The 23,953-nt window shown below is 69.3% G+C and carries 25 protein-coding genes; 17 read left to right on the plus strand and 8 right to left on the minus strand.

The annotated features are described in order from the left end of the window. Positions 1–212: 212 nt before the first annotated feature. A complete protein-coding gene (locus NQV17_RS07310; protein WP_257770923.1) occupies positions 213–1,616 on the plus strand; it encodes an MFS transporter in 1,404 nt (467 codons plus the stop codon). Positions 1,617–1,898: 282 nt separating this feature from the next. Continuing rightward, on the plus strand, positions 1,899–2,879 hold the full coding sequence (locus tag NQV17_RS07315; protein ID WP_257770925.1) for a PDR/VanB family oxidoreductase: 981 nt from the start codon (positions 1,899–1,901) through the stop codon (positions 2,877–2,879). Between the two features lie 150 nt (positions 2,880–3,029). Here NQV17_RS07315 and NQV17_RS07320 read toward each other — a convergent pair whose 3' ends face one another. Beyond that, the gene (locus tag NQV17_RS07320; RefSeq protein ID WP_257770927.1) at positions 3,030–3,947 is read right to left on the minus strand and encodes a LysR family transcriptional regulator; all 918 of its coding nucleotides are present in this window, start codon (positions 3,945–3,947) and stop codon (positions 3,030–3,032) included. Between the two features lie 139 nt (positions 3,948–4,086). Here NQV17_RS07320 and NQV17_RS07325 point away from each other — a divergent pair, with 139 nt between their 5' ends. The 3 genes from NQV17_RS07325 (at position 4,087) to NQV17_RS07335 (ending at position 6,322) form a co-directional block, all read left to right on the plus strand. After that, positions 4,087–5,370 carry an aromatic ring-hydroxylating dioxygenase subunit alpha gene (locus NQV17_RS07325; RefSeq protein ID WP_257770929.1) on the plus strand — a complete coding sequence of 428 codons (1,284 nt, stop codon included), beginning with the start codon at positions 4,087–4,089 and terminating at the stop codon, positions 5,368–5,370. Beyond that, positions 5,370–5,870, plus strand: coding sequence for an aromatic-ring-hydroxylating dioxygenase subunit beta (locus tag NQV17_RS07330; protein ID WP_257770931.1), 501 nt, complete (start codon positions 5,370–5,372; stop codon positions 5,868–5,870). Before NQV17_RS07325 ends, NQV17_RS07330 begins: the two co-directional genes overlap by 1 nt. Before the next feature lie 65 nt (positions 5,871–5,935). Continuing rightward, positions 5,936–6,322, plus strand: coding sequence for a 2-hydroxymuconate tautomerase family protein (locus tag NQV17_RS07335; protein WP_175818961.1), 387 nt, complete (start codon positions 5,936–5,938; stop codon positions 6,320–6,322). Positions 6,323–6,447: 125 nt separating this feature from the next. Here NQV17_RS07335 and NQV17_RS07340 read toward each other — a convergent pair whose 3' ends face one another. Next, positions 6,448–8,004, minus strand: coding sequence for an ATP-binding protein (locus tag NQV17_RS07340; RefSeq protein ID WP_257770936.1), 1,557 nt, complete (start codon positions 8,002–8,004; stop codon positions 6,448–6,450). A 127-nt stretch (positions 8,005–8,131) separates the two neighbouring features. Between NQV17_RS07340 and NQV17_RS07345 the strand changes: the two genes are divergently transcribed. Genes NQV17_RS07345 through NQV17_RS07365 form a run of 5 tightly spaced genes read left to right on the plus strand, consistent with a single transcriptional unit; the run spans position 8,132 to position 12,289 of the window. Beyond that, complete coding sequence (locus NQV17_RS07345) at positions 8,132–9,325, plus strand: acyl-CoA dehydrogenase family protein (protein WP_257770938.1); 1,194 nt, start codon at positions 8,132–8,134, stop codon at positions 9,323–9,325. 53 nt (positions 9,326–9,378) lie between these two features. Continuing rightward, positions 9,379–9,756, plus strand: coding sequence for a hypothetical protein (locus NQV17_RS07350; RefSeq protein ID WP_011356094.1), 378 nt, complete (start codon positions 9,379–9,381; stop codon positions 9,754–9,756). A gap of 8 nt (positions 9,757–9,764) precedes the next feature. After that, complete coding sequence (locus NQV17_RS07355) at positions 9,765–10,334, plus strand: nuclear transport factor 2 family protein (RefSeq protein ID WP_257770940.1); 570 nt, start codon at positions 9,765–9,767, stop codon at positions 10,332–10,334. Between the two features lie 31 nt (positions 10,335–10,365). Further along, positions 10,366–11,490: an amidase gene (locus NQV17_RS07360; protein WP_257770942.1), complete on the plus strand. Its 1,125-nt coding sequence runs from the start codon at positions 10,366–10,368 to the stop codon at positions 11,488–11,490. A gap of 55 nt (positions 11,491–11,545) precedes the next feature. Beyond that, positions 11,546–12,289, plus strand: coding sequence for an SDR family NAD(P)-dependent oxidoreductase (locus tag NQV17_RS07365; RefSeq protein ID WP_257770944.1), 744 nt, complete (start codon positions 11,546–11,548; stop codon positions 12,287–12,289). Between the two features lie 241 nt (positions 12,290–12,530). Here the strand turns inward: NQV17_RS07365 and NQV17_RS07370 are convergent, their stop codons facing one another. Continuing rightward, positions 12,531–13,160: a response regulator transcription factor gene (locus NQV17_RS07370; protein ID WP_257770946.1), complete on the minus strand. Its 630-nt coding sequence runs from the start codon at positions 13,158–13,160 to the stop codon at positions 12,531–12,533. Between the two features lie 327 nt (positions 13,161–13,487). On the opposite strand from NQV17_RS07370, the gene hpaC reads away from it, so the two are divergent. After that, positions 13,488–14,033, plus strand: a complete 546-nt coding sequence (gene hpaC / locus NQV17_RS07375) for a 4-hydroxyphenylacetate 3-monooxygenase, reductase component (protein WP_124520373.1) — start codon at positions 13,488–13,490, stop codon at positions 14,031–14,033. Positions 14,034–14,094: 61 nt separating this feature from the next. Here the strand turns inward: hpaC and NQV17_RS07380 are convergent, their stop codons facing one another. Further along, a complete protein-coding gene (locus NQV17_RS07380) occupies positions 14,095–15,345 on the minus strand; it encodes a YbfB/YjiJ family MFS transporter (protein ID WP_257770951.1) in 1,251 nt (416 codons plus the stop codon). Positions 15,346–15,815: 470 nt separating this feature from the next. On the opposite strand from NQV17_RS07380, the gene NQV17_RS07385 reads away from it, so the two are divergent. Both NQV17_RS07385 and NQV17_RS07390 read left to right on the plus strand, forming a co-directional pair. Next, on the plus strand, positions 15,816–15,938 hold the full coding sequence (locus tag NQV17_RS07385; protein WP_257770953.1) for a hypothetical protein: 123 nt from the start codon (positions 15,816–15,818) through the stop codon (positions 15,936–15,938). A 58-nt stretch (positions 15,939–15,996) separates the two neighbouring features. Then, positions 15,997–16,950, plus strand: coding sequence for a leucyl aminopeptidase (locus NQV17_RS07390; RefSeq protein ID WP_257770955.1), 954 nt, complete (start codon positions 15,997–15,999; stop codon positions 16,948–16,950). A gap of 8 nt (positions 16,951–16,958) precedes the next feature. Here the strand turns inward: NQV17_RS07390 and NQV17_RS07395 are convergent, their stop codons facing one another. Together NQV17_RS07395 and NQV17_RS38010 are read right to left on the minus strand one after the other, a co-directional pair. Beyond that, positions 16,959–17,468 (minus strand): GNAT family N-acetyltransferase, encoded by a 510-nt coding sequence (locus NQV17_RS07395; RefSeq protein ID WP_044845369.1) that lies wholly within the window; start codon positions 17,466–17,468, stop codon positions 16,959–16,961. Between the two features lie 123 nt (positions 17,469–17,591). Next, positions 17,592–17,744, minus strand: a complete 153-nt coding sequence (locus NQV17_RS38010) for a hypothetical protein (protein WP_374692684.1) — start codon at positions 17,742–17,744, stop codon at positions 17,592–17,594. 71 nt (positions 17,745–17,815) lie between these two features. Between NQV17_RS38010 and NQV17_RS07405 the strand changes: the two genes are divergently transcribed. Next, positions 17,816–18,148: a type II toxin-antitoxin system RelE/ParE family toxin gene (locus NQV17_RS07405; protein ID WP_257770957.1), complete on the plus strand. Its 333-nt coding sequence runs from the start codon at positions 17,816–17,818 to the stop codon at positions 18,146–18,148. After that, complete coding sequence (locus NQV17_RS07410; RefSeq protein WP_044845371.1) at positions 18,145–18,474, plus strand: addiction module antidote protein; 330 nt, start codon at positions 18,145–18,147, stop codon at positions 18,472–18,474. The genes NQV17_RS07405 and NQV17_RS07410 overlap by 4 nt, the downstream gene beginning before the upstream one ends. 15 nt (positions 18,475–18,489) lie before the next feature. Here NQV17_RS07410 and NQV17_RS07415 read toward each other — a convergent pair whose 3' ends face one another. Further along, entirely contained in the window at positions 18,490–20,508 is a 2,019-nt protein-coding gene (locus NQV17_RS07415; RefSeq protein WP_257770959.1) for a VTT domain-containing protein, read from the minus strand. Positions 20,509–20,610: 102 nt separating this feature from the next. Continuing rightward, a complete protein-coding gene (locus tag NQV17_RS07420; protein ID WP_257770961.1) occupies positions 20,611–21,063 on the minus strand; it encodes a hypothetical protein in 453 nt (150 codons plus the stop codon). A 307-nt stretch (positions 21,064–21,370) separates the two neighbouring features. Here NQV17_RS07420 and NQV17_RS07425 point away from each other — a divergent pair, with 307 nt between their 5' ends. Both NQV17_RS07425 and NQV17_RS07430 read left to right on the plus strand, forming a co-directional pair. Further along, positions 21,371–22,018, plus strand: a complete 648-nt coding sequence (locus NQV17_RS07425) for a response regulator transcription factor (protein ID WP_044845374.1) — start codon at positions 21,371–21,373, stop codon at positions 22,016–22,018. Beyond that, positions 22,015–23,826: a sensor histidine kinase gene (locus tag NQV17_RS07430; protein ID WP_257770963.1), complete on the plus strand. Its 1,812-nt coding sequence runs from the start codon at positions 22,015–22,017 to the stop codon at positions 23,824–23,826. The genes NQV17_RS07425 and NQV17_RS07430 overlap by 4 nt, the downstream gene beginning before the upstream one ends. Positions 23,827–23,953 lie beyond the last annotated feature (127 nt).

Genomic DNA, 23,953 nt, shown 5'->3' on the forward strand with positions numbered 1-23,953 from the left:
GCGCGGCGGCCCGCGCGCACGGCCTCGGTGTTTTCTTTATCCGCGTCGGTAAATGTCCGTGTGGCGCGGCTGTCACTCCGGCTATGGCGGCCGAATTTGGCCGACTACGCTGCGTCTCCGATCGTGTCACCCGCACGCTTTCGCACCGCGACGGCGCCCGGCCCGCGAGGCCCGCGCCGCGCTTCCCCACCGCCCGCTCCTGGAGAATCCGCATGTCCGCACCCACGGCCCGCGCTGCCGACGGCAAGCGCTATACGTACGAATGGTATGTCGTCGTCATCTGCATGCTCGCGTATGTCTTTTCGTTCGTCGATCGCCAGGTGCTCGTCCTGATGATCGAACCGATCAAGCGCGACCTGCACCTGACCGACACGCAGTTCAGCCTGCTCAACGGCTTCGCGTTTTCGCTGTTCTACGCGGTGATGGGCCTGCCGGTCGCGTATCTCGCCGATCGCTACGCGCGCCCGCGCATCATCGCGCTCGGCATCGCGCTGTGGAGCGTCGCGACCGCCGCGTGCGGGCTCAGCCAGCAGTTCGTGCAGATGTTCATCGCGCGCATGGGAGTTGGCGTCGGCGAGGCCGCGCTGTCGCCCGGCGCGTATTCGATGCTCGCCGACTACTTCCCGAAGGAGAAGCTCGGCCGCGCGATCGCCGTGTATTCGCTCGGCTCGTTCATCGGCGGCGGCGTCGCGTTCCTGATCGGCGGCTACGTGATCGCGCTGCTCAAGCATGCGAGCGCGTTCACGCTGCCGGTCGTCGGGCAGGTGCATGCGTGGCAGGTCACGTTCCTGATCGTCGGGCTGCCGGGGATCCTCGTTGCCCTGCTGTTCGCCGCGACCGTGCGCGACCCGCAGCGCAAGGGGCTCGCGCAGGACCGCTCGGGCGCCGTGCGGCGCGTGTCGATGCGCGATTCGCTGCGCTTCGTCGGCACGCATCGCGCGACCTTCGCGTGCCACTACCTCGGCTTCTCGTTCTACGCGATGACGCTGTACTGCCTGCTGAGCTGGACGCCCGCGTTCTATATCCGCCGCTTCGGGATGACGGCCGTCGAAGCCGGCTACACGCTCGGCATCGTGCTGCTCGTCGCGAATACCGCCGGCGTGTTCTGCGGCGGCTGGCTGAACGACTGGCTGCTGCGCCGCGGCCGCACCGATGCGCCGATGCGCGCCGGCGCGATCGGCGCCGCGTGCATGGTGATCCCCGCGACGCTGTTCACGCAGCTCGACAGCCTGCCGGCATCGCTCGCGATGCTCGTCGTCGCGATGTTCTTCGCGTCGTTCCCGATGCCGACGTCGACCGCCGCGATGCAGACGCTCGCGCCGAACCAGATGCGCGCGCAGATCTCCGCGCTGTTCCTGCTCGTGTCGAACCTGATCGCGCTCGGGATCGGCACGACCGTCGTCGCGCTGTTCACCGATCGCGTGTTCGGCGCGCCGGCGGCGGTCGGCCATTCGATGTCGATCGTGAACGTCGCGGCGGCCACGCTCGCCGCGCTGTTGCTGGCCGTCGGCTGCCGGCAGTATCGACGCAGCCTCGAGCGCGAACGCGGCCATGCGTCGGCGTCGGCTTCGGCCGACGCGGCTGTCGACGGCGGCAACGCTGTTGCCGCACGCTGAAGTCGCGCTGGTCGGCGTCGGCTTCGGCTGACGCGGCCGTCGACGGCGGCAGTGCCGCTGCCGCACGCTGAAGTCGCGCTGTTCAGCGATCGCGTGTTCGGCGCACAGCCTGCGCGATGGTCGACGCCGCGGCCGCCATGCTGGTCGCCGACCATCATCCACCTCACTGATTCTGGCATCGCTTTTTTATCGATTTGATTTATGCGATGCCCGTCCTTATTCTCGGTTGCATGACGGCGCGGTATCCGCCGCGCCGGTTTCTTCTACCCCACGGAACACCCCATGCAAGCGAACCGCCACCAGGTCCGGATCGACGCGCTGATCGACGCGGCGCAGGACATCCGCTGTTTCCGGGTCTCGCGCGTCGACGGCCAGCCGTTCGACGCGTACGAGCCGGGCGCACATATCGACGTCACCGCGCCGTCCGGCGTCACACGGCAATACTCGCTGTGCGGGCGCCCCGACGAGCGCGGCAGCTATCTGTTCGCGGTGAAGAAGGAAGCGCAGTCGCGCGGCGGCTCGCGCTCGCTGCACGACGACGTGCGCGTCGGCGCCGAGCTGTCGATCGGCGCGCCGCGCAACCTGTTTCGTCTGGCGGATGACGCGAGCGAGCATGTGCTCATCGCGGCCGGGATCGGCATCACGCCGCTGCTGTCGATGGCGTACGCGCTCGAGCAGCGCGGCGCGCGTTACCGGTTGCACTACTTCGCGCGCAGCCGTGAACACGCGGCCTTCGTCGACGAACTGTCGGCCGAACCGTTCGCATCGCGCGTGACCTTCCATTACGGGATCGGGCCCGATGCGCTCGCGGCCGAACTGGGCCGCTGCGTCGAGTCGATCGACGCGAAAGCGCACGTCTATACGTGCGGGCCCGGGCCGTTCATGGATGCCGTCGTCGCGGCGGCGGCCACGCGGCTTCCGGAAGACGCGATTCATCTCGAACGCTTCGCGGCGGAACCCGTCGCGGCCGACGCCGCTGTCGATGCCGCCCCGGCGGAAGGCTTCGAAGTGCGCCTGCAGCGCAGCGGCCAAGCGGTGCGCGTCGCGCCCGGCACGTCGATCGTCGACGCGCTCGCGCGCATCGGCGTCGAGGTCGATACGTCATGCGGCGAAGGCGTGTGCGGCACCTGCATGGTGCCGGTGCTCGACGGCGAGCCCGATCATCGCGACCACTGCCTCAGCAAGGCCGAGCGCGCGAGCAACACGGTGATCTGCTGCTGCGTGTCACGGGCGCGCTCGGCGGTGCTCGTCCTCGATCTGTGATGCCTGGCGGGCGCTGAGGTGCTGACGTGCTGCGGCGCGGCGGGCGCTGACGTGCTGCGGCGCTGATCGACTGATCGACTGATCGACTGATCGACCGATGCGCCGATGCGCTGGCGACTCGCAGAGCCGCCCCGGCGCGTCGCCCGATCGTCACGCGTCGAACCGCTCGACGATCTCGGCGAGCAGCGCGCGCATCCACGCGATCCCCTCGTCCTCGTGAAAATGCTCGTGCCAGTGCATCGTGACCGGCGCGGGCGGCAGCGTGACCGGCAGTTCGTAGAGCCGGAACGCGTTGTCGCGGTTCAGGATCCGCGCGAGCCGCTTCGGCAGCGTCGCATAGAGATCGGTCACCGACAGCACGCTCGGCAGCGCGACGAAGTGCGGCACTTCGAGCGCGATGTTGCGGCCCACGCCCTGCGCGCGCAACGCGTCGTCGAGCGCGTGGTGGCTGTGCTCGACCGATTTCACGTTGACGTGCGCGGCGCGCACGAACTGCTCGAGGCTCAGCGCCGCACCGGCCGGCAGCCCGCGCCGGCGCCCCGTCATGCACACGTAGGTTTCCTCGAACAGCAGCTGGTGGCGCGTGCGCGGCATCAGCTCCGGCAGGTTGCCGATCGCGAAGTCCAGCCGGCTCGCACGCAGCGCCTCCTCGATCTCCTCCACCGGCAGCGGCTGCACGCTGAGCGTCACGCGCGGCGCGCGCTCGCGCAGCGCCTGGCAGATCGCCGGCAGGTACGCCATCTCGCCCGCATCCGACAGCGACAGCCGGAACGTGCGCGTGCTCGACGCCGGATCGAAACGCTCCGCATAGCGCAGCGCGACGCGCACCATGTCGAGCGCCTTGCCGACGATCCCCGCGAGTTCGAGCGCGACCGGCGTCGGCTGCATCCCCGCGCGCGTGCGCACGAACAGCGGATCGTCGAACAGCGTGCGCAGCCGCCCGAGCGAATAGCTGACGGCCGGCTGCGACAGCGCGAGCCGCTCGCCGGCCTTGGTCAGGCTGCGCTCCTCGACGATCGTCTGGAACACCCGCAACAGGTTCAGATCGAGATGATCGACCGATGTCATCGTGACCTCCATCATTTGCCGCATTTATTTGATTGGCAATTTTAGATCAATTTGACGGATATGTAGCGGAAGACGAGACTGGGTACCCGATGCCGCGCGCGACGCGGCCCGATTTCGCGACTCTTTCCCCACGACGACGATGAGCGACATTCCCACCCAGACGATCGACACCCGCGCGTTGCACGGCTTCGCGCAGCCCGACCGCATCGCGCCCGCGATGTATCACGACCCCGCGCTGTTCGAGGCCGAGCTCGACCGCATCTTCTACCGCACCTGGATCTGGGTCGCGCACGAGAGCGAGCTGCCGAACCCGGGCGACTTCGTCACGACGACGATCGGCCGCCAGCCGGTGATCGTCGTGCGCGACAGGACCGGCGAGATCAACGTGCTGCAGAACCGCTGCCGCCATCGCGGCGCGACCGTGTGCGAATCGCACAAGGGCAACGCGAAGGGCTTCACGTGCCCGTATCACAGCTGGTCGTACGCGCTCGACGGCACGCTGCGCGCGCTGCCGTACGGCGACGGCTACGAAGGCGTGTGCGAGAAAGGCGACCTGCCGCTCGTGAAGCTGCGCGTGGGCGTGTACCAGGGGCTGATCTTCGCGAGCTTCAACGACGCGATCGAACCGCTCGAGGATTTCCTCGGCGGCGCGAAGCCGTGGATCGACCTGTTCATGAAGCAGGGTGCCGGCTACCCGATCAAGGCGAATGGCGAGCACAAGTTCAAGTTCAAGGGCAACTGGAAGATCCAGCTCGAGAACACGACCGACCTCTATCACTTCCCCGTCGTGCACAAGTCGTGGATGAAGTCGATCGACGACGAAACGGCGGCCGCGATCACGAGCTTCATGACGAGCGAGGACGCCTTCTGTCGCGGGCTCGGCAACGGTCACAGCCTCGCGGTGCTGATGCCCGAGCTGATCGATCTCGACCAGGACGACGGCGCGCCGCTGCCCGAACGCTTCGCGCCGCTCGCGGCGAAGCTCGCCGAGCGCCACTCGCCGGACGAAGTACGCCGCATCGTGCGCTCGCTGATGGGGGTCGGCTTCAACCTGAACCTGTTCCCGAACCTCGCGCTGTCGATGGCGTTCTTCCGCGTGCTGCGGCCAATCTCCGCTAATGAAACCGAGATCCGTCACGTTGCGCTCGCGATGGATGGCGGCCCGGACGAAGCGAATCGCGAGCGGCTGCGGATTCACGAGCATTTCCAGGGCCCGTTCGGCTTCGGCAGCCCCGACGACGCGGAAGCGTGGGAGCGCGTGCAGCGCGGCGCGCATGCGGGGCCGGACGTGCCGATCCTCGTGAACCGCGGGCTGAACCGCGAGACGACCGCCGCGAACGGCGAAAAGACCGCGCATGCGACCGACGAGACGGGCATGCGCGAGGCCTACCAGCAATGGCGCAAGATGATGGAGCAACAGTAATGGACGACCGCAACGCCCTCTTTTCCGAGCAGACCTTCGCCCGCGCGGTCGAATTCGTGTGGCGCGAAGCCGAGCTGCTCGACCGCCGCGACTATCGCGCATGGCTCGACCTGTGGGATCCGGCCGGTCACTACGTGGTGCCGATCGATCCCGACGCGACCGACTTCGCGGCGACACTGAACTACGTGTTCGACGACCACGACATGCGCGAGAAGCGCGTGCAGCGAATGGTGTCGGGTTACTCGGCGTCGGCGACCGACGCGGCGCGCACGGTGCGCACCGTGTCGCGCTTCACGCTGGAGAGCAGCAGCGCCGGCATGATCGAGCTGAAGTCCGCGCAGGTCGTCGTCGCGTACAAGCGCGGCGTCGCGACGCTGTTCGCGGCCGACGTCACGCACAAGCTGCACGTCGACGCGGACGGCGAGTTGCGGATCGCGGAGAAGGTCGTGCGGCTGATCGACTCGACCGAGGCACTCAGCGCGATCGGCTTCCTGCTGTAAGCGGCCGCCGGTTCGCCGCCGAATCTGCAACGGTGAACCGGTCACCTTCACCTTTCTGGACGACCATGCCCACACTCGAAGTTTTCCTGCCGGCCGGCCACGACGACGCGCGCAAGGCCGAGCTGATCGCGCGGCTCAGCAACGCGACCGTCGACGCGATCGGCGCGCCGATCGAATCGGTGCGCGTACTGCTCACCGAGTTGCCCGCCACGCACATCGGCCTTGGCGGCCGCACGGCCGCCGATGGCGCACCGCCGTCGCTGCCGGTAATCGTCGCGATCCTGATCGCCGGCCGCACCGACGAGCAGAAACGCGCGTTGATCGCAGCGCTGTCTGACGCTGGCGCGAATGTGCTCGATGCACCGCTGCAGGCGACGCGCGTGATCATCAAGGACATCCCGAACACCGACTTCGGGATCGGCGGCCAGACCGCGCGGGCGCTGGGGCGCTGATCGTGTGCCGCGCGTCGCTGTCTGGCTGCGATGTGCGTGACGTGCGTGATGTGCGTGATGTGCGTGATACGCGTGATGCGCGCGATGTGCGTAGCGCCCGCTACGCTTGCGCCGCGACGCACCGCTTACGCCTGCGTACCGACAAGCGGCAGCGTCACGCGGCAGTCGAGCCCGCCGCCTTCGGCCGGGCTCGCGCCGATGCGCCCGCCATGACGCGTGACGATGCTCTTGCACAGCGACAACCCGATCCCGTTGCCGCCGGCCTTCGACGACGAGAAACCGTCGAACAGCCGGTCGTGCGCCCCTTCTGCGATACCCGGCCCGTTGTCGATCGCACGCAGCTCCGCCTCGCCGCCGACGTCGGCGGTGCCGAGCGTCAGCGTACACGGCGCGCGCGCGCAGCCGGCCAACGCCTCGATCGCGTTGAAGGCGAGATTCAGGATCACCTGCCCGATCAGCACACGCTCGCAGCGAATCGGCAGCGGCCTGTCGGCCTGCACGATCGCGACCGTCACGCCTGCTTCCTTCGCACGCAGCTCGATGAAATACGCGACGTCGGCGAGGATCTCGCGCAGGTCGGCGAGCGCGACGACCGGCTCGCGCTTCACGATGAACTCGCGCACGCTCTTGATGATCAGTGCCGCATGCTCGGCCTGCCGGTCCGCGCTGCGCAGCCCCCAGATCGCATCGTCGACGGCGCCGCGCGTGTTCAGCCGCTGCACCGCACCCTCGATGAAGTTGCGCACGGCCGCGAGCGGCTGGCTCAGTTCGTGCGCGATCACCGTCGCCATCTCGCCCATCGCGTTGTAGCGGCCCGCGTATTCGAGCATGCGCGCTTCGGCGCGGCGCGCCTCCTCGATCGCGACCTCGTCGCTGACGTCGCGGAAATGCACGAGCAAACCGTCGAGGTCGCCTTCGATCTCGACTTGCCGGCACGTGATGCGCAGCCAGCACGCCGAGCCGTCGCGCCGCACGAAGCGGTAGCGCTGCGGCTCGGACGGGCACGTCGACGGCGCATCGCGCAGCTGCGCGACGAGCCGGTCGCGATCGGCCGCGGTGCAGTAGTCGAGCACGCCGCCAAGCGCATCGTCGGGCGCGAGCCCGAGCACGCGGCGCCCCGACTCGCTGATGAACTGCGCGCCGCCGTTCGGCGTCACGACCGCGATGCCTTCGTCGAGGTCCTGCATGAATTCGCGCAGCCGCGCCTCGTAGCGGCGCAACTGCTGACGGATCGCCTCCTCCGCGCTGATGTCGCGGAACTGCACCATCACGACGTCGCGCCCGCGCAGCGGCACGTGCGTCGCGATCGCCTCCGACAGCATGTCGACGCCGGTGCGCGACCGATAGCACCACTCGTACACCTGCGGCCGCCCTTCGGCGATCGCGCGATCCATCGCGCCCACGCCGATCTCGCGCCGGTATTTCGGTTCGGGACGCGTCATGTCCGGTGCCTTCAGCGGCAGCAGCTCCTCGACGGAAAAGCCGAGCGCGATGCACGCGGCGCGGTTCGCCCACACGATCGCCTTGGTCTGCGCGTCGTGCAGCAGCACGCAGGTCGTCAATGCGTCGAGCAGCCGGTGGAAATCGTCTTCGTCGGGGAAGCTCATGAGCGGATTCGGTTGAAGGCGCGCGGCGTCGCGCGGCCGGAGGTCCAACATAGCACCGGCGCGCACGGCCCGCATCTGAAGATTTCTTTAGTCCGGCACGGAGCCACACCAGTCGCACGGCCCTACGCACCAATTGCTGCGTGTTTTCGGCGTTTCTAGACTGATTGCATCGTCTTTCGAACCCCATTCCCAGGAGCCACTCATGCCCAACGCCGCCCTCGCCATCGACGCCGCGTCCCCCTCGCCGCATGCGGTCCGCGAAGCGGCCGCGCGGGTGTCGCCGCTCGACGCGGTGATCGAGACCGTCGCCGCGCGCCGCGACGAATTCGACCGCCTGTCGCACGTGCCGCGCGACGTGATCGCGCTGTTCAAGGAGGCCGGCATTTATCGCGCGGGCACGCCGCGCCGCTTCGGCGGCGATGCGCTCGCGCCCACCGCGTTCCTCGACATGATCGAGCGGATCGCGACCGCCGACGGGTCGGCCGCGTGGGTCGCGAGCTTCGGCTCGGCCAACGTCTATCTCGCCGCGCTGCCGCTCGCCACGCAGGCCGAGCTGTACGCGAGCGGCCCCGACCAGGTATTCGCGGGCGGGCTGTTCCCGGTCCAGCCGGCGCAGGCGGCACCCGGCGGCTGGCGCGTGAACGGCACGTGGAAATTCGCGAGCGGCTGCAAGGGCGCCGACTGGCTCGGCGTCGGCATCGCGGTGCCCGGCGCGCAGGACGCCGCGCCGAACAAGCCGCGCACGGCCGTGTTCCGAGCCGCCGACGTCGAGATCGTCGAGAACTGGAGCGTGGTCGGCATGCAAGGCACCGGCAGCCACGACCTGCGCGTCGACGACCGCTTCGTGCCCGACGCGTGGACCTTCGTGCGCGGCGGCGAGCCGACCGTCGACGAGCCGCTGTACCGCTATCCGACCGTCGCATATGCGGCGCAGGTGCTCGCCGTGGTCAACCTCGGGCTGGCCCGCGCGGCGCTCGACGTCGCGAACCGGATGTCGGGCGGCCGCCAAACGACCACCGGCGCCCCGCGCCTCGCCGATCGCGCGTATTTCCGCATCGAGCTCGCGAAGGCCGAAGCGCAGCTGCGCTCGGCGCGCGCGTTCTTCTACGACGCGACCGACTCGGTCTGGCAATCGATCCTGGCCGGCAACCCGGTCACGCCCGAGCAGGTCAGCCTGCTGCGGCTCTCGGCCACGCATATCGCACGCGAAGGCGCGCGCGTCGTCGAGCGCGCGTACCGCCTCGGCGGCACGGCCGCGATCTATCGCACGCATCCGCTGCAGCGCCTGCTGCGCGACGCGATGGTCGTCACGCAGCACGCGTTTCTCGGCGAAGGCAACTTCGACGGCGCGGGTGCGGTGTTCACCGGCGTCACGCCGTTTCCCGGCTATCTGTAATCCGCGTCGATTCGCTTCGACGCCGCACAACGCATTGTTCAGGAGAACCTTTCATGTCCGATTCGAATCCGCTGCCGCTGCGCGTGCTGTTCTGCTGCGGCGTGTCGCAAAACTTCTTCGACCTGCCGCGCGAGAAGATCGGCGAAGTGTGGCAAGCGTACGGCGCGATGCTCGCCGCCGTCGAGGCGATGCCCGGCGTGCGCGTGCTCGGCGTGATGGATGACGATCGCCTCGTCGTCGGCCAGGCCGACGGCGCGCCGTGGACGTTCTACATCATGGCCGACGTCGCCGACTTCGACACGACGGTCGCGGTATGCAACCTGTATCGCACGACGCCCGTCGGCGAATACAACCTGTGGCGCTACGGCAAGATCGAGGCGCGGGTCGGCCGTGCGCTGACCGTGCCGCCGGCCGCGAAGCCCGCGGCGTGAGGCGCGCGATGACCGGACACGATTCGACGCGCACGCTCGAAGTGCGCGACGCGCCCGACGCACGCGATGCCGTCAAAGCGCTCGACGCGCTCGCGCGGCGCGTGGCTACGCTCGACGCCGAACGCGCGGTGCGTGCGACGATCGCGCGCTACATGACGCTGTGCGACGTGCCGGAGGATGCCGGCGACGGCCCGGCGCTCGCCGCGCTATTCACGGCCGACGCGGTGTGGGAAGGCATCGGCCCGCAGTACGCGCGCAAGTTCGGTCGCCTCGACGGCACGGACGCGATCGTCGCGATGCTGCGCCGCTATCTGCCGCCCGATCCGCATTTCTCGGCGAACCTGCACTTCCTGACGTCGGAGTCGATCGACGTCGGCGCCGATCATGCAAGCGCGCGCGGCCGCTGGATCATGCTGCAGGCGTCGCGCTACGCGGACGGCACGGCCGAGCTGATCGCCGCGCGGCTGACCATCGATTTCGCGCCGGCCGCCGACGGCGCGACCTGGCTGATCCGCCATTTCCGCACCGAGCGCGTGCTCGACGGCCCGTGGCCGCTCGCCGCCGCGCCGCACGCCTGAACCCCTTCACCGCACTCGCACGCCATCGACCATGACAGGCTTCATCGACACCTTCACGCTGGGCGGCCCGGGCCCGACGATCGCGATCAAGGACACGATCGACATCGCCGGCCATCCGACCCGCGCGGCCAGCCGCGCGCTCGCCGACGCAGCGCCCGCCGCGCAGCACGCGGACGTGGTCCGCCTGCTGCTCGACGCCGGCTGGCAGATCGCCGGCAAGGCGAACATGCACGAGCTCGCGTTCGGCATGACCGGCATCAACGACTACACGGGCACGCCGGTCAATCCGCAGGACCCGACGCGCATCCCGGGCGGCTCGTCGAGCGGGTCGGCATCGCTCGTCGGGCTCGGCGCCATCGACGCCGCACTCGGCACCGATACCGGCGGCTCGATCCGCGGGCCGGCCGCCTGCTGCGGCGTGGCCGGGTTCAAGCCGACGTTCGGCCGCGTGTCGCGGCGCGGCGTCGCGCCGGCCGTCACCACGCTCGACTGCGTCGGGCCGTTCGCGCGCGACGTCCGCACGCTCGCCGCCGTGATGGCCGCCATCGCACCGGGCTTCGACCGGGCGCGCGCTGCGGCACCCGTTGCCGGCTGCACGATCGCACGCGTGATCGTCGAAGCCGAGCCGGCCATCGCGGCCGCGCTCGACGCGGCGATTGGCGCGTCGGGCCTGCGTACGCACGACATCGTGCTCGATGCGATGCAGGATGCGTTCACCGCGGGGCTTGCGGTCATCAACGCGGAAACGTCGCGTGCATTCGGTCATCTCGTCGAAACCGGCAAGCTCGGCGCGGATCTCGATGCGCGGCTGCGCTCGGCCGCGACGACGACACCGGCCGCGCTCGCGGACGCCGAAGCCGTACGCGCGCGCTTCACCGCACAGGTCGATGCCGCGCTCGAGCGCGCGGAGGTGCTGGTGCTGCCGACCTTGCCCGCGCTGCCGATCACGCTTCGGCAGGCACGCGACGGCGTATCGGTCATCGCGATGTCGTCGCTGATCCGGCCGTTCAACCTGAGCGGCCATCCGGCGCTCAGCCTGCCGCTGCCGCTCGCGGGAACGCCGCTGAAGGCCGGGCTGCAGATCGTCGGACGCAAGGGCGCGGACGAACAGGTGTGCGCGGTCGCCGCGCACTTCGAAGCGGCGCTCGCCGCATGAACCACGATGCGGGCGCGGCTGTGGCCACGATCCGCGAACCACGGAATCACGCACCATGTCAGACCGAGTCGTCCTCGTCACCGGCGCCGCGCGCGGGCTTGGCGCCGTCATCGCCGAACGCTTTCATGCGGCCGGCTATCGCGTCGCGCTGGCCGACATCGCCGTCGACGCCATTCACGCGCATGCGCGCGACCTCGACCCGAGCGGCGCACGCGCGATCGCGCTGCCGCTCGACGTCACGTCGAAACGCGATTTCGAAGCCGCGCGCGATGCGCTCGTCGCGCGCTGGGGCGAGATCGACGTGCTCGTCAACAATGCCGGCGCATCGAAGGTCGTGCCCGCGATGGAGATCACGGCCGAGCAGTTCGACCAGGTGATCGACGTGAACCTGCGCAGCGTGCTGTTCGGCTGCCAGGTGTTCGGCCAGTACTTCGCGACGCGCGGCGCGGGCCGCATCGTCAACATCGCGTCGCTCGCCGGGCAGAACGGCGGCTCGGCGACGGGCGCACACTACGCGGCCGCGAAAGGCGGCACGCTGACGCTGACCAAGGTGTTCGCGCGCGACCTCGCCGCGCAGGGCGTGACCGTCAACGCGATCTCGCCGGGGCCGCTCGACCTGCCGATCGTCTACGAGAGCGTCGCGCCGGACAAGCTCCGACAGGTGCTCGCGAGCCTGCCGGGCGGCAAGCTCGGGTCGGCCGGCTTCGTCGCCGATGCGGCCGTGCTGCTCGCGTCGGGCGACGCGCATTTCGCGAATGGCGCGTGCTGGGACATCAACGGCGGGTTGTATATGCGTTGAGCGGCCGCCGCATCGATCGCGCGGTGCAGACTGATGCCGCCCGGTGCAGGCCGGTACCGCGCACGGTGTATGCGGTGTATGCGGTGTATGCGGTGTATGCGGTGTATGCGGTGTATGCGGTGTATGCGGTGTATGCGGTGCGTGGGTGCGTGGGTGCGTGGGTGCGTGGGTGCGGGGACTGCGGGGACTGCGGGGACTGCGCTTACGCGCACGGCCCGATTCGCGTGCGAACCACCCTGCGCTAGCGCGACTCCCCGTCGTCGCCCCACACGACCATTACATCGCGCACCAGCGCGGCGATCGACGTCGCGCCGAGCTTCTCCTTGATGCTCGCGCGATGCACGTCGACGGTCTTCACGCTGATCGACAGGTCCGACGCGATCTGCTTGCTGCCCTTGCCGTCGACGACGCCGCGCAGCACCTCCTTCTCGCGCGCGGTCAGCGCATCGAGCCGCTGGCGCAGCTCGCGGTGACGCTGGCCGACCGCGTGCCGCTGCTGCGCGAGCCGCAGCGCGCGTTGCACGCGCTCGAGCATCTGCTGCGAGTTGTACGGCTTCTCGACGAAGTCGATCGCGCCGTTCTGCAGCGCGCGCACCGACATCGGAATGTCGCCGTGTCCGCTGACGAAGATCACCGGCAGCGTCGCGCCGCGCGCGTTCAGTTCGGCCTGCACGTCGAACCCGCTTTTCTCCGGCATGCGCACGTCGAGCACCAGGCACGCGGGCAGGTTCACGTCGAAGCGCGCGAGAAAATCGGCGGCATTCGCGAATCCCTCGGACGCGATGCCGACCGATTCGAGCAACCACGCGAGCGACGTCCGCATGCCGCTGTCGTCGTCGACGATGTATACGATCGGAGCGGGTGACGTCATCGGGGTGTCTCGCAAGATATCGGTATCGCACGCGCCGCGGGTGAGGCAAGCGTCGTTCGTCGGGGATGTGCGGCACATCATAGCGAGCCGAAAATGCGCTGAATACCCCTTTACGTACCGCTCGAACGCCCGATCGCACTTTTTTTCGCGCATCGTGCCGCGCATCTAGGTAGAACCTTTAGATGCGTTGGCGGGAACGCCATCTTCATCGTCAATCGTGCGAATGTTCGCCAGCTTTTTCGCGACGTACGCTTGGTTCATCGTCGACGATCCGCTGCCGCATCGACAACGCGCACGATCGCCGCCCTCATTCACCCAGGAGCGCCCATGTCCGCAACGACCGATACCCCGCAACCGGCGCGCGCCGCCCCCACCGACGCGCAACAGGCCTTCCGGCAAGCGATGGCCCACCTCGGCGCGGCCGTCAACGTGATCACCACCGCGGGGCCGCACGGCCGCTGCGGCATCACCGCGAGCGCCGTCTGCTCCGTCACCGACGCGCCGCCGACGCTGCTCGTGTGCCTGAACCGGTCGAGCGCGATGCATGCGATCTTCGAGCGCAATCGTCAGGTATGCATCAACGTGCTGCCAGCCGAGCACGAACTGCTCGCGCGCCATTTCGCGGGGATGACCGAGCTACCGATGGAACGCCGCTTCGAATTGCCGGTGTGGGATCGCGGCGAGCAGGACGTCCCCGTGCTGCGCGATGCGCTCGCGAGCCTGCAGGGCAGGATCGCCGAGATGAAGGAAGTCGGCTCGCATTCGGTGATGTTCATCGAGGCGACGTCGATTCGCGTGCGCAACGACGGCGACAGTCTCATCTACTTCAGCCGCGCGTTTCATCGCGTGTCGCGCACGGCCTGCGTGCGGTAACGGGAACGGTAACGGTCGCACTCACGTTGTCGCGCTCGCCGGTCGTTGCAGGCCCGATCGGCTACGCCGACGCCCTTAATGCACGCTGTCCGGCTGCGAGGGCCGCGCCCGCGAACAGCGTCAGCGCCGAATAGACGAGCCCGCGCGCAAGGCCCGCGCTGTCGGACACCCATCCGATCGCGACCGGCCCGGCGATCTGCCCGAACGCGAAGATCGTCGTGAATGCGCTGATGCCCTTCGCCCAGCCTTCCGGCGGCAGGTTGTGGCGCACGAACGCGGTCGTCGACGCGACCGCCGACAGGAACGTCGCGCCGAACAGCACGCCCGACGCGAACGCGGCCGCCGGATGCACGAGCAGCGCCGGCATCAGCGTCGCCACGCCGAGCAATGCGTTGAGCACGGCCAGCGCCTGGCCGCCGCGCATCCGGTCGAGCAGCCCCGACCACAGCCGCGCCGACACGACGGTCGCGACGCCGAGCATTACGTAGAACGCGGACACGACCGTCCCGCTCATTCCCGCGCCGCGCAGCAGCGCGACGATGAACGTCATGTAGCCGATGTAGCCGACGCCGAACAGGCCGTAGCCCGCGAGCGCGAGTGCGAAACGCGCGGGGCTCGCGGTCGCCGCCGAGGCGGCAGCGTCACGCCGCGCGGCCGGTGCCGCATGCGCATGCTCGATGCGACGCGCCGCCGACACGGCGATCGCCGAGAACAGCACGCATGCGAACGCGAGCGCGAACCATGCTGGTTGCCAGCCGTGCGCGCGCTGCACGAGCGTCGCGGGCACGAGCAGCGACGACGCGACGATGCCCCACCCGGTGCCGCCGTAATAGAGCCCGAGCAGCAGCCCCGCGTCGCGCGGCGCTGCGGACGCGAGCCGCGCGGCCAGCACGCCGCCGCTGATGAAGATCAGCGCGCTGCCGACACCCGTCGCGAGCCGCTCGACGAGCAGCGCGTTCATGCCGGACGTGAGCCCGCATGCGGCCATCAGCACCGCGGTCAGCGCGCAGCCGGCCGCCAGCAGCGTGCCGGTGCGCCAGCGGCGGGACAGCAACGGGAAGACGAGCGCGCCGATCAGGTAGCCGGCCGCGTTGGCCGTGTTCAAGGCGCCGGCCTGCGCGAAGGTCCAGCCGAGATCGGCCTTCATCGGCGGCAGCAGCAGTGCATACGAGAAACGCGCGAGCCCGAGCGCGATCGCGCTGCCGAGCGACAGGCAGATCGCGAGCCGCCACGCGGTCATGCGGTCGGGTTCGGTGGCGCCGGCGTCCTGTCGTGCCGGGCCGGCGTGCTCCGGTTGCGGCGCTGCGCGCATTGCGGTGTCTCCATCGTGGTTCGCATCGTGCCGCCGGGACGGCGGCGGGCGCGCGGCTGCGGCCCGCGCGCGAGGTCGTCAGATGGTGCCAGAAAACCGCTGGAGCCGGTTCGCGTCCACGATAACCGCGCGCATTGTTCGTGAATGGCGGAAATCGAAATGATCGATGCGATTGAACTCGCGATTCAAAAAATTGCTTGAATGAATCAATCAATCGATCGCGGCCCCGATATTCGAAAAAATCCTCGGGCTTTGCGATTGGATTCATACGCCTTCAGCGCGCGAAATGCAGCGAACCCGCGTGTTTAGCACGCCGCGGCTAAAAACCTCGCCACGCATTGCATTCGCCAAATCATCAGACTAATATCGACGCCACTCGTCCGGTATTCAAAAAACATCGGATGAGCGGCGGTAATCCCGTTACCGCGCTTTCATGTTGAATCGCTCATGTTCACCACAGGAGAATTGACATGCAGGAAACCCGGCAGATCGAATTGCTTGACTGGATGCAGGAAGACACGCACCCCGAGGCCGTCGAGATGATGGTCGAGGATGCCGTGGTGCCGTTCGGCACCGCGCTCTGGCCGGTCTGAGCGGCCAGCCCGTTCCCGCGGAAGGGCCGCGGCCCTTCCGCCGCCTCCGGAGACACGCATGCTGAACCTGCACCGTGCGCTGGGGTATCACCCGGCGCTGCGCGACAAGCTCGCACGCGGCGAGACGGGCAAACTGCTGGTCGGCTACGACAGCCGCAACCGCGACACCGCGTTGCGTGCGTTTTCCGCCCTGCCCGACTCGCTCGACGCGACGATCCTCTGCCTCGACACCCCCCCACCCGCCGACATCACCGCCGCGCTCACGCATGCGGACCTGTTCGTGCTGCTGTACGACTCGTCGTGCCTGCCGACGCCGTCGCCGAGCGGCCCGCCGTTCCTGGCCGCGATCCGTCCCGCGATCGTCAGGCACTGGAGCAAGTCGGTGCTGTTCAAGGATTACGGCCCGCATCTCGACGAGGCGTTCGCCGAATCGCTCGACGACATCGCCGCGCGCAACGGCCGGCTGATCGAAGCGGCCGCGCGCGCTTCGCAGATCCATTTCATCGACGAAGCCGGCAACACGCTGACCGGCTCGCTTGCGCCGGACCAGAAATGGACGAGCGTGGACGGGATGGGCAACCTCGACGTCGTGCCCGGCGAGATCGCGACGCACGTCACCGACCTGCACGGCTCGATCGTGTTCAGCGGCACGTTCCTCGGCACCGTGCCGTTCGCGATCAAGTACCGCGTGACGGAGCGGCTCGCGACGCTGCATGTCGAAGACAGCCTGATCGTCGATTTCGACAGCGACGACGCGGGCTTCCGGCGCGACTTCGCGTCGTATCTCGACCGGCACGACAATCACCGGCGCATCGAGGAATTCGGCATCGGCACGAACCTGGGCATCCGCGGACTTTACGGCCGCAACGCCGGCTTCGAGGAACGCCATCCGGGCCTGCATCTCGGCCTCGGCGGCGGCGCGAACGGCAGCCACCACCTCGACCTGATCTTCGCGCGCGGCACGCTCGCGTTCGACGAGCGGATTGTGTTCGACGGCGCGTTCGCCGTCTGACCTTGGCATCAGGCGTCGGCGGCCGCCGCGTCGCCGAGCCACTTGAACATCACGAAGCAGTCGACGAAGCCGAGCCGCGCGTGACGATACGCGCGCGGCAGGCGGCCGACGATCTCGAAGCCGAGCTTCTGCCACAGCGCGACCGCCACCTCGTTCGTCGCGACCACCGAATTGAACTGCATCGCGAGGAAGCCGCGTTCGCGCGCCACCTGCTGCGAGTGCTCGCACATCAGGCGCGCGACGCCCTTGCCGCGCGCGGCCTCGCTGACCATGTAACCGCAGTTGCACACGTGATTGCCGGGCCCGGCCGCGTTCGCCTTCAGGAAGTACGAGCCGAGCAGCACGCCATCCTCTTCGGCAACCCACGTGCAAAGCGGCGCATCGAGCCACAGCGCGCGGGCGGCTTCACGCGTGGGCGCCGGATCGAATGCGTAGGTCTCCTGCGCGGCGACGATCGCGTGGTACGTGGGCCAGAAGCGGGGGAAGTCGTCTTCGGTCATCGGGCGAAGCGTGATCATGCGGGTCCTCTCGTGAAGGGGTTGGGGAATGCGCGCGTGGCGCGACCCTGCGTCAGGGTCAGCTGGTCAGCCGCGCCATGTCCTGGAGCGAGAACGGCACGTTGCCGGCGTCGCCGTCAGATATTACCGGACCCTCTCCGACGTGCCGACCCGCGCGCGCCGCGCGTCGACCAGCGGGCTGCACATCTGCTCGCACATCGAAACGGTCAGCGGATTCGCGTGCGCCTTCGCGTCGTGCTTCGTCTCGATTCGGCAGTCGGCCCGCGTGCGTTTCACGTCATCCGCCTCATCGGGCCAACAACGCAATCACGTCGATATCCATGCCTTTATGTAACTTATAAGCTACAATGCTCTCCAAGTTCGAACTGCTTCGCTATCAGCGCGCCGACGGTCGCGAGCCTTTCACCGAATGGTTGAACGCCGTGCGCGACAAGGTCGCCCAGGCGCGGATTCGCGAGCGGCTGCGTCGCGTGCAGACCGGAAATTTCGGCGATTGCGAGCCCGTCGGTGAAGGTGTGATCGAACTGCGCATCCACGTCGGTGCCGGCTATCGCGTGTACTTCGGCCGGTACGACAGTGCGCTGGTGCTGCTGTTGTACGGCGGCGACAAGCACAGCCAGTCCGACGACATCAGGCATGCGAAGGAACACTGGCTGGACTGGAAACGGAGGCAAGCATGAACAAGCTCAAAGGCGCGGTATCGCACCACGACGCGGAAGTCGCCGAACTCGGTGCCGACCGCGAGCTCGCGGTGGCCTATTTGCGCGTCGCGATGGAATCGCTCGACGACCCCGACAATCGCGCGGCCGCGCTGCTCGCGCTGCGCACGGTCGCGGAAGCGTATGGCGGGCTCGGCGCGGTCGCGGCCGACGCCGGCATCAGCCGCGAATCGCTGTATCGCACGCTGTCGCCCAACGGCAACCCGACGCTGAAAACCCTGCTCGCGGTGCTCAAGACGGTCGGCCTGCGCCTGTCCGTCGTCCCCGCGCAACCGTCGCACGCATAACGCGGCGCACGCGCTTCAAGGCTGCACCATCCACACGAGCAGCACCGCGGCCGGCGCCCCACTCGTCCCCGCCGGCGGCCGCGCGAGCGTCGGCTCGACCTGCAGCGCCTGCGCGATCGTCGCCGCATCGTCGATCGTCGTCGTGCGCACGACCGTCATCAGCCGTGCGGGCCGATGCAGCGTCTCGCGATACAGCGCGCCGTACCACAGCGGCCGCGTGCCGAGCGCATCCTGCAGCGCGTACGGATAACGCCACAGCCGCAGCACGAGGCGGCTGTCCGGACGGGCCGGATCGACACGCACGAACACGCGGCGCGTACTTTCGCCATGCGTATAGCGCGGCAGCACGGGCAGCGCATCGGCCGGCCCCTGCGGCAGCAGCCACCGCAGCGCGGCGGCGGCCGACCACGACGTCGCGCGCTGCCAGCCGGCCAGCGAAAGATGGCGATCGAGCGTGTCCGACGTCGCGCACCATTGCAGCGGCAGATATTCCTCGCGATCGCCGCCGATCTCGGTGCGCCGCGTCGGCACGCGCTGCCACCCGCCGCGCATCCATTGATCGACCGTCATCGCGACGACGTCGCCCACGTGCGGGCGCGCCGCGCGATCGAGCTGCCATTGCGCGGGCACGGTCCAGACGCCGGCCGTCGCGAGCACGACGAGCACCGCGACGAGCGCGCCCCGCGGCTGCACATGCTCGCGCACCTGCCAGTACGCATAGGCGCCCGCCAGCACCGCGAACCACGCGAGCCCGAGGCTCCAGCCGCCGAGCAGACCCGACAGCCACGTATCGCCGACGTACAGCCGCGCGAAGCCGCCGAGCACGATCCACAACACGACCGCGGTCACGACCGGAATGCGCCACAGCGCCGGCCGGTCGCGCGTGATCACCCAGCCGATGCCGCTGCTCGCGAGCATCGCGAACGCCGCGTCGGCGTCGGGCAGCGGCACGTGCAGCGCGCCGGGCGGCAGGCTCGCGGGCGTCATGCCGGGCAGGCCGGTGCCGAACGCCGGCACGAGCACGACCGCGATGCCGACTGTCGCGAGCCACCACGCGGACGTCACCCAGCAGCGATGGATCATCAGCCAGACCAGGAACGCGGCCGCGACGATCAGCCCCGTATCGTGTCCGTGCAGCACCGCGAGCGCGCGCATCGCGGCATCCACGGGCGGCGTGCGCAGGTCCTGCAGGAACGCATACACCATGATGTCGGCGTGCATCAGCGAATCGTTCGCGACGACGTCCCGCACGATGCCGGCAAGCAGCCACACGCAGCCGACGAACAGCAGCGCGAACACGGGCACCACGCCCGGCAGGCGGCGCCCCTTCTCGATCGCGTCGTGCAGCCAGCCGCCGACGCGCGGCCAGCGGCGCGCGCATGCGTGCACGGCCGCGCCGGCCGCGCGGCGCAGCAACGGCCAGCCGCGCCGCAGCGCGACGCGCACGCCGATCCACACGAGCGCGACCAGCGCCGCGATCACCAGCAGGATCGCGGCGACCCGCACGCTGATCGCGGCGGCCAGCACCGCCGACGCGCCGAACAGGATGCCCGGCACGACGTGCACGGGCGCCCAGATCAGCGCCGACACGACATTGACGGGGTAGAACGACCGGCGCGGCAGCGTCGCGCAGCCGACCACGACCGGCACGACCGCGCGCACCGGCGCCAGGAAGCGCGCGAGCACGATGCTCTTCGTCCCGTGGCGCAGCACGAACTGCTCGCCGCGCGCATAGGCATCCGCGTAGCCCAGCCGGACCCACCCGTTTCGAATCGCGCCGCGGTAGCGGCGTCCGAGCTCGAAACTGATCCCGTCGCCGAGGATCGCGCCGGCGGCCGCGACGCCGATCGTCGTCCAGCCGTCGAGCGCGCCCGCGCCGATCAGCGTGCCGGCCGCGAACAGCACGGCACCGGCCGGCACGACCGTGCCGATCAGCGCGATCGCCTCGGCACAGGCGGCGGCGAACACGACCGCCAGCACGAGCGCCGGATGCGCGCCGATCGCACCGAGCCATGCGTGGATGGTGTCGCTCATCGCAGGCCGCGCGGCGTGGCGGCGCGGCGTGCCTGCACCGGGCCGGCGTTGGCGTGAGGAAGGTTCATCGGCGTATGCGCGCGGTCGCGCCGGGGGGCGGTGTCAGTCGAACTCGTACTGGCGCGCGTCGGCCTCGAGCGGCGCGTCGTGATAGCCGACGGTCGCGATCTCGTGCAGATAGCGCGCGAGAAACGCGCCGATCGACCCGGCTTCCTCGTACTGATGCACATGGCGGAATTCGTGCGTAAGGAGGCGTCGCGTGTCGTGGCCGCGCAGCACGAACACCGCATGGCCGAGCGTGAGGCCGATCGTCCCCGGCGACAGCAGGCCGGTGTCGCGCGCGATCGCGCCCAGCGCCGGCGTGTCCGGAAACGGCAGCCGGTCGGCGACCACGACGCGGATCCGCTCCGGCCGGACGACGCCGACGGTACGCGCGTCATCGGCCTGCGCGGGCGTCAGCGGCACGCCCTGCGCGAGCCCGTGGGCTGCCTGCGCGTCAGCCCACGCGACGGCGTCGGGCAACGCGGACGGCAGGATGTCGGCGAGATCGATCATCGTGGCGGCTCCTCGGGTCGGGACGGTGCAATCGGGCACCAGTTTATCTCTGAATCAGGGCGCTCCGCGAGGCATGCCGCCCGCCTGACGGCGACCATTCTTCGGGAATACCCGCCCCATCTGGCCCTATCGCCTGTACCATTTCACGCCGATTATTTCGCTTCAAGACAGATTCGACACTCTCGTGTCTCAAAAATTTCGCGCAGGTGCACCATTTTTGGTTTCGGCGGAATATATTGGTCAGAAGAACGGCCGCGGCGGCTACCGGCGGAGCAGCCCGCGGCATCATCCCGAAGAGGACCGCTAGATGATCAGGGTAATGCTGGCTGACGATCACGCAGTCATGCGGGACGGACTGCGTCACATCCTGGAAACGGCCGGCGGTTTCGAAATCGTCGGCGAGGCGAGCGACGGCGCGGCCACGCTCGCGCTGGCCGAGCGTCGCGCCGCCGACGTGCTGCTGCTCGACCTGTCGATGCCCGCGCCGACCGGTATCGAGCTGATCCGGCTGGTCAGGACGCATGCGCCGTCGCTTCGCATGCTGGTGCTGACGATGCATGCGGAGGCGCAGTACGCGGCGCGCACGTTCAAGGCCGGCGCAACCGGCTACCTGACGAAGGACAGCGCGACCGCCGAACTCGTCGAGGCCGTCACCAAGGTCGCGGCGGGCGGCGTGTACGTGAGCCGGTCGGCGGCCGAGAGCCTCGCGCGCACGCTGCGCACGCCGGCCGACATGCTGCCGCACGAGCGGCTGTCCGCGCGCGAACTCGACGTGATGCGCCGCATCGTCGCGGGCCAGACAGTCACGCGGATCGCGGCGGAACTCACGCTGAGCGCGAAGACGGTCAGCACCTACAAGACCCGCATCCTCGAGAAGATGGAGCTGCCGCACGAAGCCGCGCTGGTGCGCTACGCGATGCGCCACGATCTCGACCTCGGCGTCGACGACGCATGATGCCCGCGTTCCGCGTCCGCTCCGCCGCCCCCGACGACAACGACGCGTCGGATCCGTCGCGCCTGTTCATGTCGTCGCTGCCGCCCGACCGGCGCGAGCGGCAGCTCGCGATCGCGACGGTGATCGTGTCGGCCGTGATCTTCGCCGCCCTCGCGCCGTTCGCGGGCGTGCCGCTCGCGCGCGTGTTCGGCTTCATTCCCGTGTACCAGTCGGCGATCGTGATCAACGACATGGTGACGGCCGGCCTGCTGCTCGGCCAGTACGCGATCCTGCGCGAGAAATCGCTGCTCGCGCTCGCGGGCGGCTACCTGTTCACGGGCTTCATGGCCGGCACGCACATGCTGACCTTTCCGGGGTTGTTCTCGCCGACGGGCCTGCTCGGCGCGGGCGAACAGACCACCGCGTGGCTTTATCTGTTCTGGCACGGCGGCTTTCCGCTGACGGTCGCCGCGTACGTGCTGCTGCGCGCGGCGGCGCGCGCGCGTCCGCCGTCGCTCGAGCAGCGCCCTGCGGCGATCCCGATCCTGCTTTGCATCGCGTCGGCCGCGGGCGCGACCGTCGCGCTCGCGCTGCTCGCGACCGCCGGCCACGACCTGCTGCCGCGCATCATGCAAGGCAACCGGATGGCGTCGACGATGACGCACGCGATCACGATCGTCTGGGCACTGAACCTCGCCGCGCTCGTGTTGATGTGGTGGCTGCGGCGTCGTCATTCGGTGCTCGATCTGTGGGTGATGATCGTGCTCGTCGCCTGGCTGTTCGACATCGCGCTGTCGGCGATGCTGAACCACGGTCGCTTCGACCTGGGCTTCTACGCCGGGCGGACCTACGGCCTCGTCGCATCGTGCGTCGTGCTGTTCGCGCTGCTGTTCGAGAACGGCAGGCTGCATGCGCAGACGGTGCGCGCGCTGGCCGGCGCGCGCTATCAGCACCTGCTCGTCGTCCAGAAGAGCGCGCAGCTCAACGAGGCGAACGAACGGCTCGAGCAGCGCGTCGCGGCGCGCACCGCGCAGTTGAGCGCGTCGAACCGCGACCTGCGGCGCGAAGTCGAGGAGCGCGTGCGCGCGGAGCGGGCGCTGCAGGCGTCGCGCGAGGAGCTGCGCGAGATCGCGGCGATCAGCGCGACCGCACGCGAGGCCGAACAGCGCCGCATCGCGCGCGAACTGCACGACGAACTCGCGCAGACGCTCGCGGCGCTGAAGAACGATCTCGAATGGCTGCTCGACCGCGTGCCGCAGGACGACGCGCCGCTGGCGCGCAAGATCGCGGCGATGCATGCGCTCGCGCGCGGCGCGGTGACGGCCACGCGGCGCATCGCGTCCGACCTGCGTCCGCTGATGCTCGACGACCTCGGGTTCGCGGCCGCGATGCAATGGCTCGTGGAGGATTTCCAGCGCCGTCACGGCATCGCGTGCGTGCTGCACGTCGAGCCGGGCGAATTGCTGCTCGACGAACCGTATGCGACGGCCGTGTTCCGTATCGCGCAGGAAGCGCTCGCGAACGTCGCGCGGCATGCGGCCGCGTCGAGCGCGACCGTGGCGCTCGTCTACCGTGACGAGACGATCGCGCTGACGATTCGCGACGACGGTGCGGGCTTCGATCCCGGTGCGCCGCGCAAGTCGGGATCGTTCGGGCTGGTCGGCCTGCGCGAGCGCGCGTATCTCGTCGGCGGCACGCTGCGGATCGATACGACGCTCGGCGAGGGAACGACTGTGGAGGTGGATATTCCGGTGGCGTCGGCGCATGTGGCGATCGCGCATGACGGACGGGGGACGTCGCGGGCGGAAGAGGTAAGGGCGAAGCAGTAGCGGCGGTGTGCCGCTGCGGGGGTCAGTGGTAGTCTTCTTCCCGCTGATGCCGAACGGTGAGGATCGTGACTTGTTCGACCGTTGGCCCAATCGGCAGCAGGGACTGCGCGATACCGCAGCCCCCGGC

This window comes from Burkholderia sp. SCN-KJ (assembly GCF_024656005.1).
Taxonomy (GTDB): domain Bacteria; phylum Pseudomonadota; class Gammaproteobacteria; order Burkholderiales; family Burkholderiaceae; genus Burkholderia.

Coding starts and splice junctions, on each gene's coding strand:
- NQV17_RS07310 (WP_257770923.1), top strand. CDS start 213: ATGTCCGCACCCACGGCCCGCGCTGCCGACGGCAAGCGCTATACGTAC.
- NQV17_RS07315 (WP_257770925.1), top strand. CDS start 1,899: ATGCAAGCGAACCGCCACCAGGTCCGGATCGACGCGCTGATCGACGCG.
- NQV17_RS07320 (WP_257770927.1), bottom strand. CDS start 3,947: ATGACATCGGTCGATCATCTCGATCTGAACCTGTTGCGGGTGTTCCAG.
- NQV17_RS07325 (WP_257770929.1), top strand. CDS start 4,087: ATGAGCGACATTCCCACCCAGACGATCGACACCCGCGCGTTGCACGGC.
- NQV17_RS07330 (WP_257770931.1), top strand. CDS start 5,370: ATGGACGACCGCAACGCCCTCTTTTCCGAGCAGACCTTCGCCCGCGCG.
- NQV17_RS07335 (WP_175818961.1), top strand. CDS start 5,936: ATGCCCACACTCGAAGTTTTCCTGCCGGCCGGCCACGACGACGCGCGC.
- NQV17_RS07340 (WP_257770936.1), bottom strand. CDS start 8,004: ATGCGGGCCGTGCGCGCCGGTGCTATGTTGGACCTCCGGCCGCGCGAC.
- NQV17_RS07345 (WP_257770938.1), top strand. CDS start 8,132: ATGCCCAACGCCGCCCTCGCCATCGACGCCGCGTCCCCCTCGCCGCAT.
- NQV17_RS07350 (WP_011356094.1), top strand. CDS start 9,379: ATGTCCGATTCGAATCCGCTGCCGCTGCGCGTGCTGTTCTGCTGCGGC.
- NQV17_RS07355 (WP_257770940.1), top strand. CDS start 9,765: ATGACCGGACACGATTCGACGCGCACGCTCGAAGTGCGCGACGCGCCC.
- NQV17_RS07360 (WP_257770942.1), top strand. CDS start 10,366: ATGACAGGCTTCATCGACACCTTCACGCTGGGCGGCCCGGGCCCGACG.
- NQV17_RS07365 (WP_257770944.1), top strand. CDS start 11,546: ATGTCAGACCGAGTCGTCCTCGTCACCGGCGCCGCGCGCGGGCTTGGC.
- NQV17_RS07370 (WP_257770946.1), bottom strand. CDS start 13,160: ATGACGTCACCCGCTCCGATCGTATACATCGTCGACGACGACAGCGGC.
- hpaC (WP_124520373.1), top strand. CDS start 13,488: ATGTCCGCAACGACCGATACCCCGCAACCGGCGCGCGCCGCCCCCACC.
- NQV17_RS07380 (WP_257770951.1), bottom strand. CDS start 15,345: ATGCGCGCAGCGCCGCAACCGGAGCACGCCGGCCCGGCACGACAGGAC.
- NQV17_RS07385 (WP_257770953.1), top strand. CDS start 15,816: ATGCAGGAAACCCGGCAGATCGAATTGCTTGACTGGATGCAGGAAGAC.
- NQV17_RS07390 (WP_257770955.1), top strand. CDS start 15,997: ATGCTGAACCTGCACCGTGCGCTGGGGTATCACCCGGCGCTGCGCGAC.
- NQV17_RS07395 (WP_044845369.1), bottom strand. CDS start 17,468: ATGATCACGCTTCGCCCGATGACCGAAGACGACTTCCCCCGCTTCTGG.
- NQV17_RS07405 (WP_257770957.1), top strand. CDS start 17,816: ATGCTCTCCAAGTTCGAACTGCTTCGCTATCAGCGCGCCGACGGTCGC.
- NQV17_RS07410 (WP_044845371.1), top strand. CDS start 18,145: ATGAACAAGCTCAAAGGCGCGGTATCGCACCACGACGCGGAAGTCGCC.
- NQV17_RS07415 (WP_257770959.1), bottom strand. CDS start 20,508: ATGAGCGACACCATCCACGCATGGCTCGGTGCGATCGGCGCGCATCCG.
- NQV17_RS07420 (WP_257770961.1), bottom strand. CDS start 21,063: ATGATCGATCTCGCCGACATCCTGCCGTCCGCGTTGCCCGACGCCGTC.
- NQV17_RS07425 (WP_044845374.1), top strand. CDS start 21,371: ATGATCAGGGTAATGCTGGCTGACGATCACGCAGTCATGCGGGACGGA.
- NQV17_RS07430 (WP_257770963.1), top strand. CDS start 22,015: ATGATGCCCGCGTTCCGCGTCCGCTCCGCCGCCCCCGACGACAACGAC.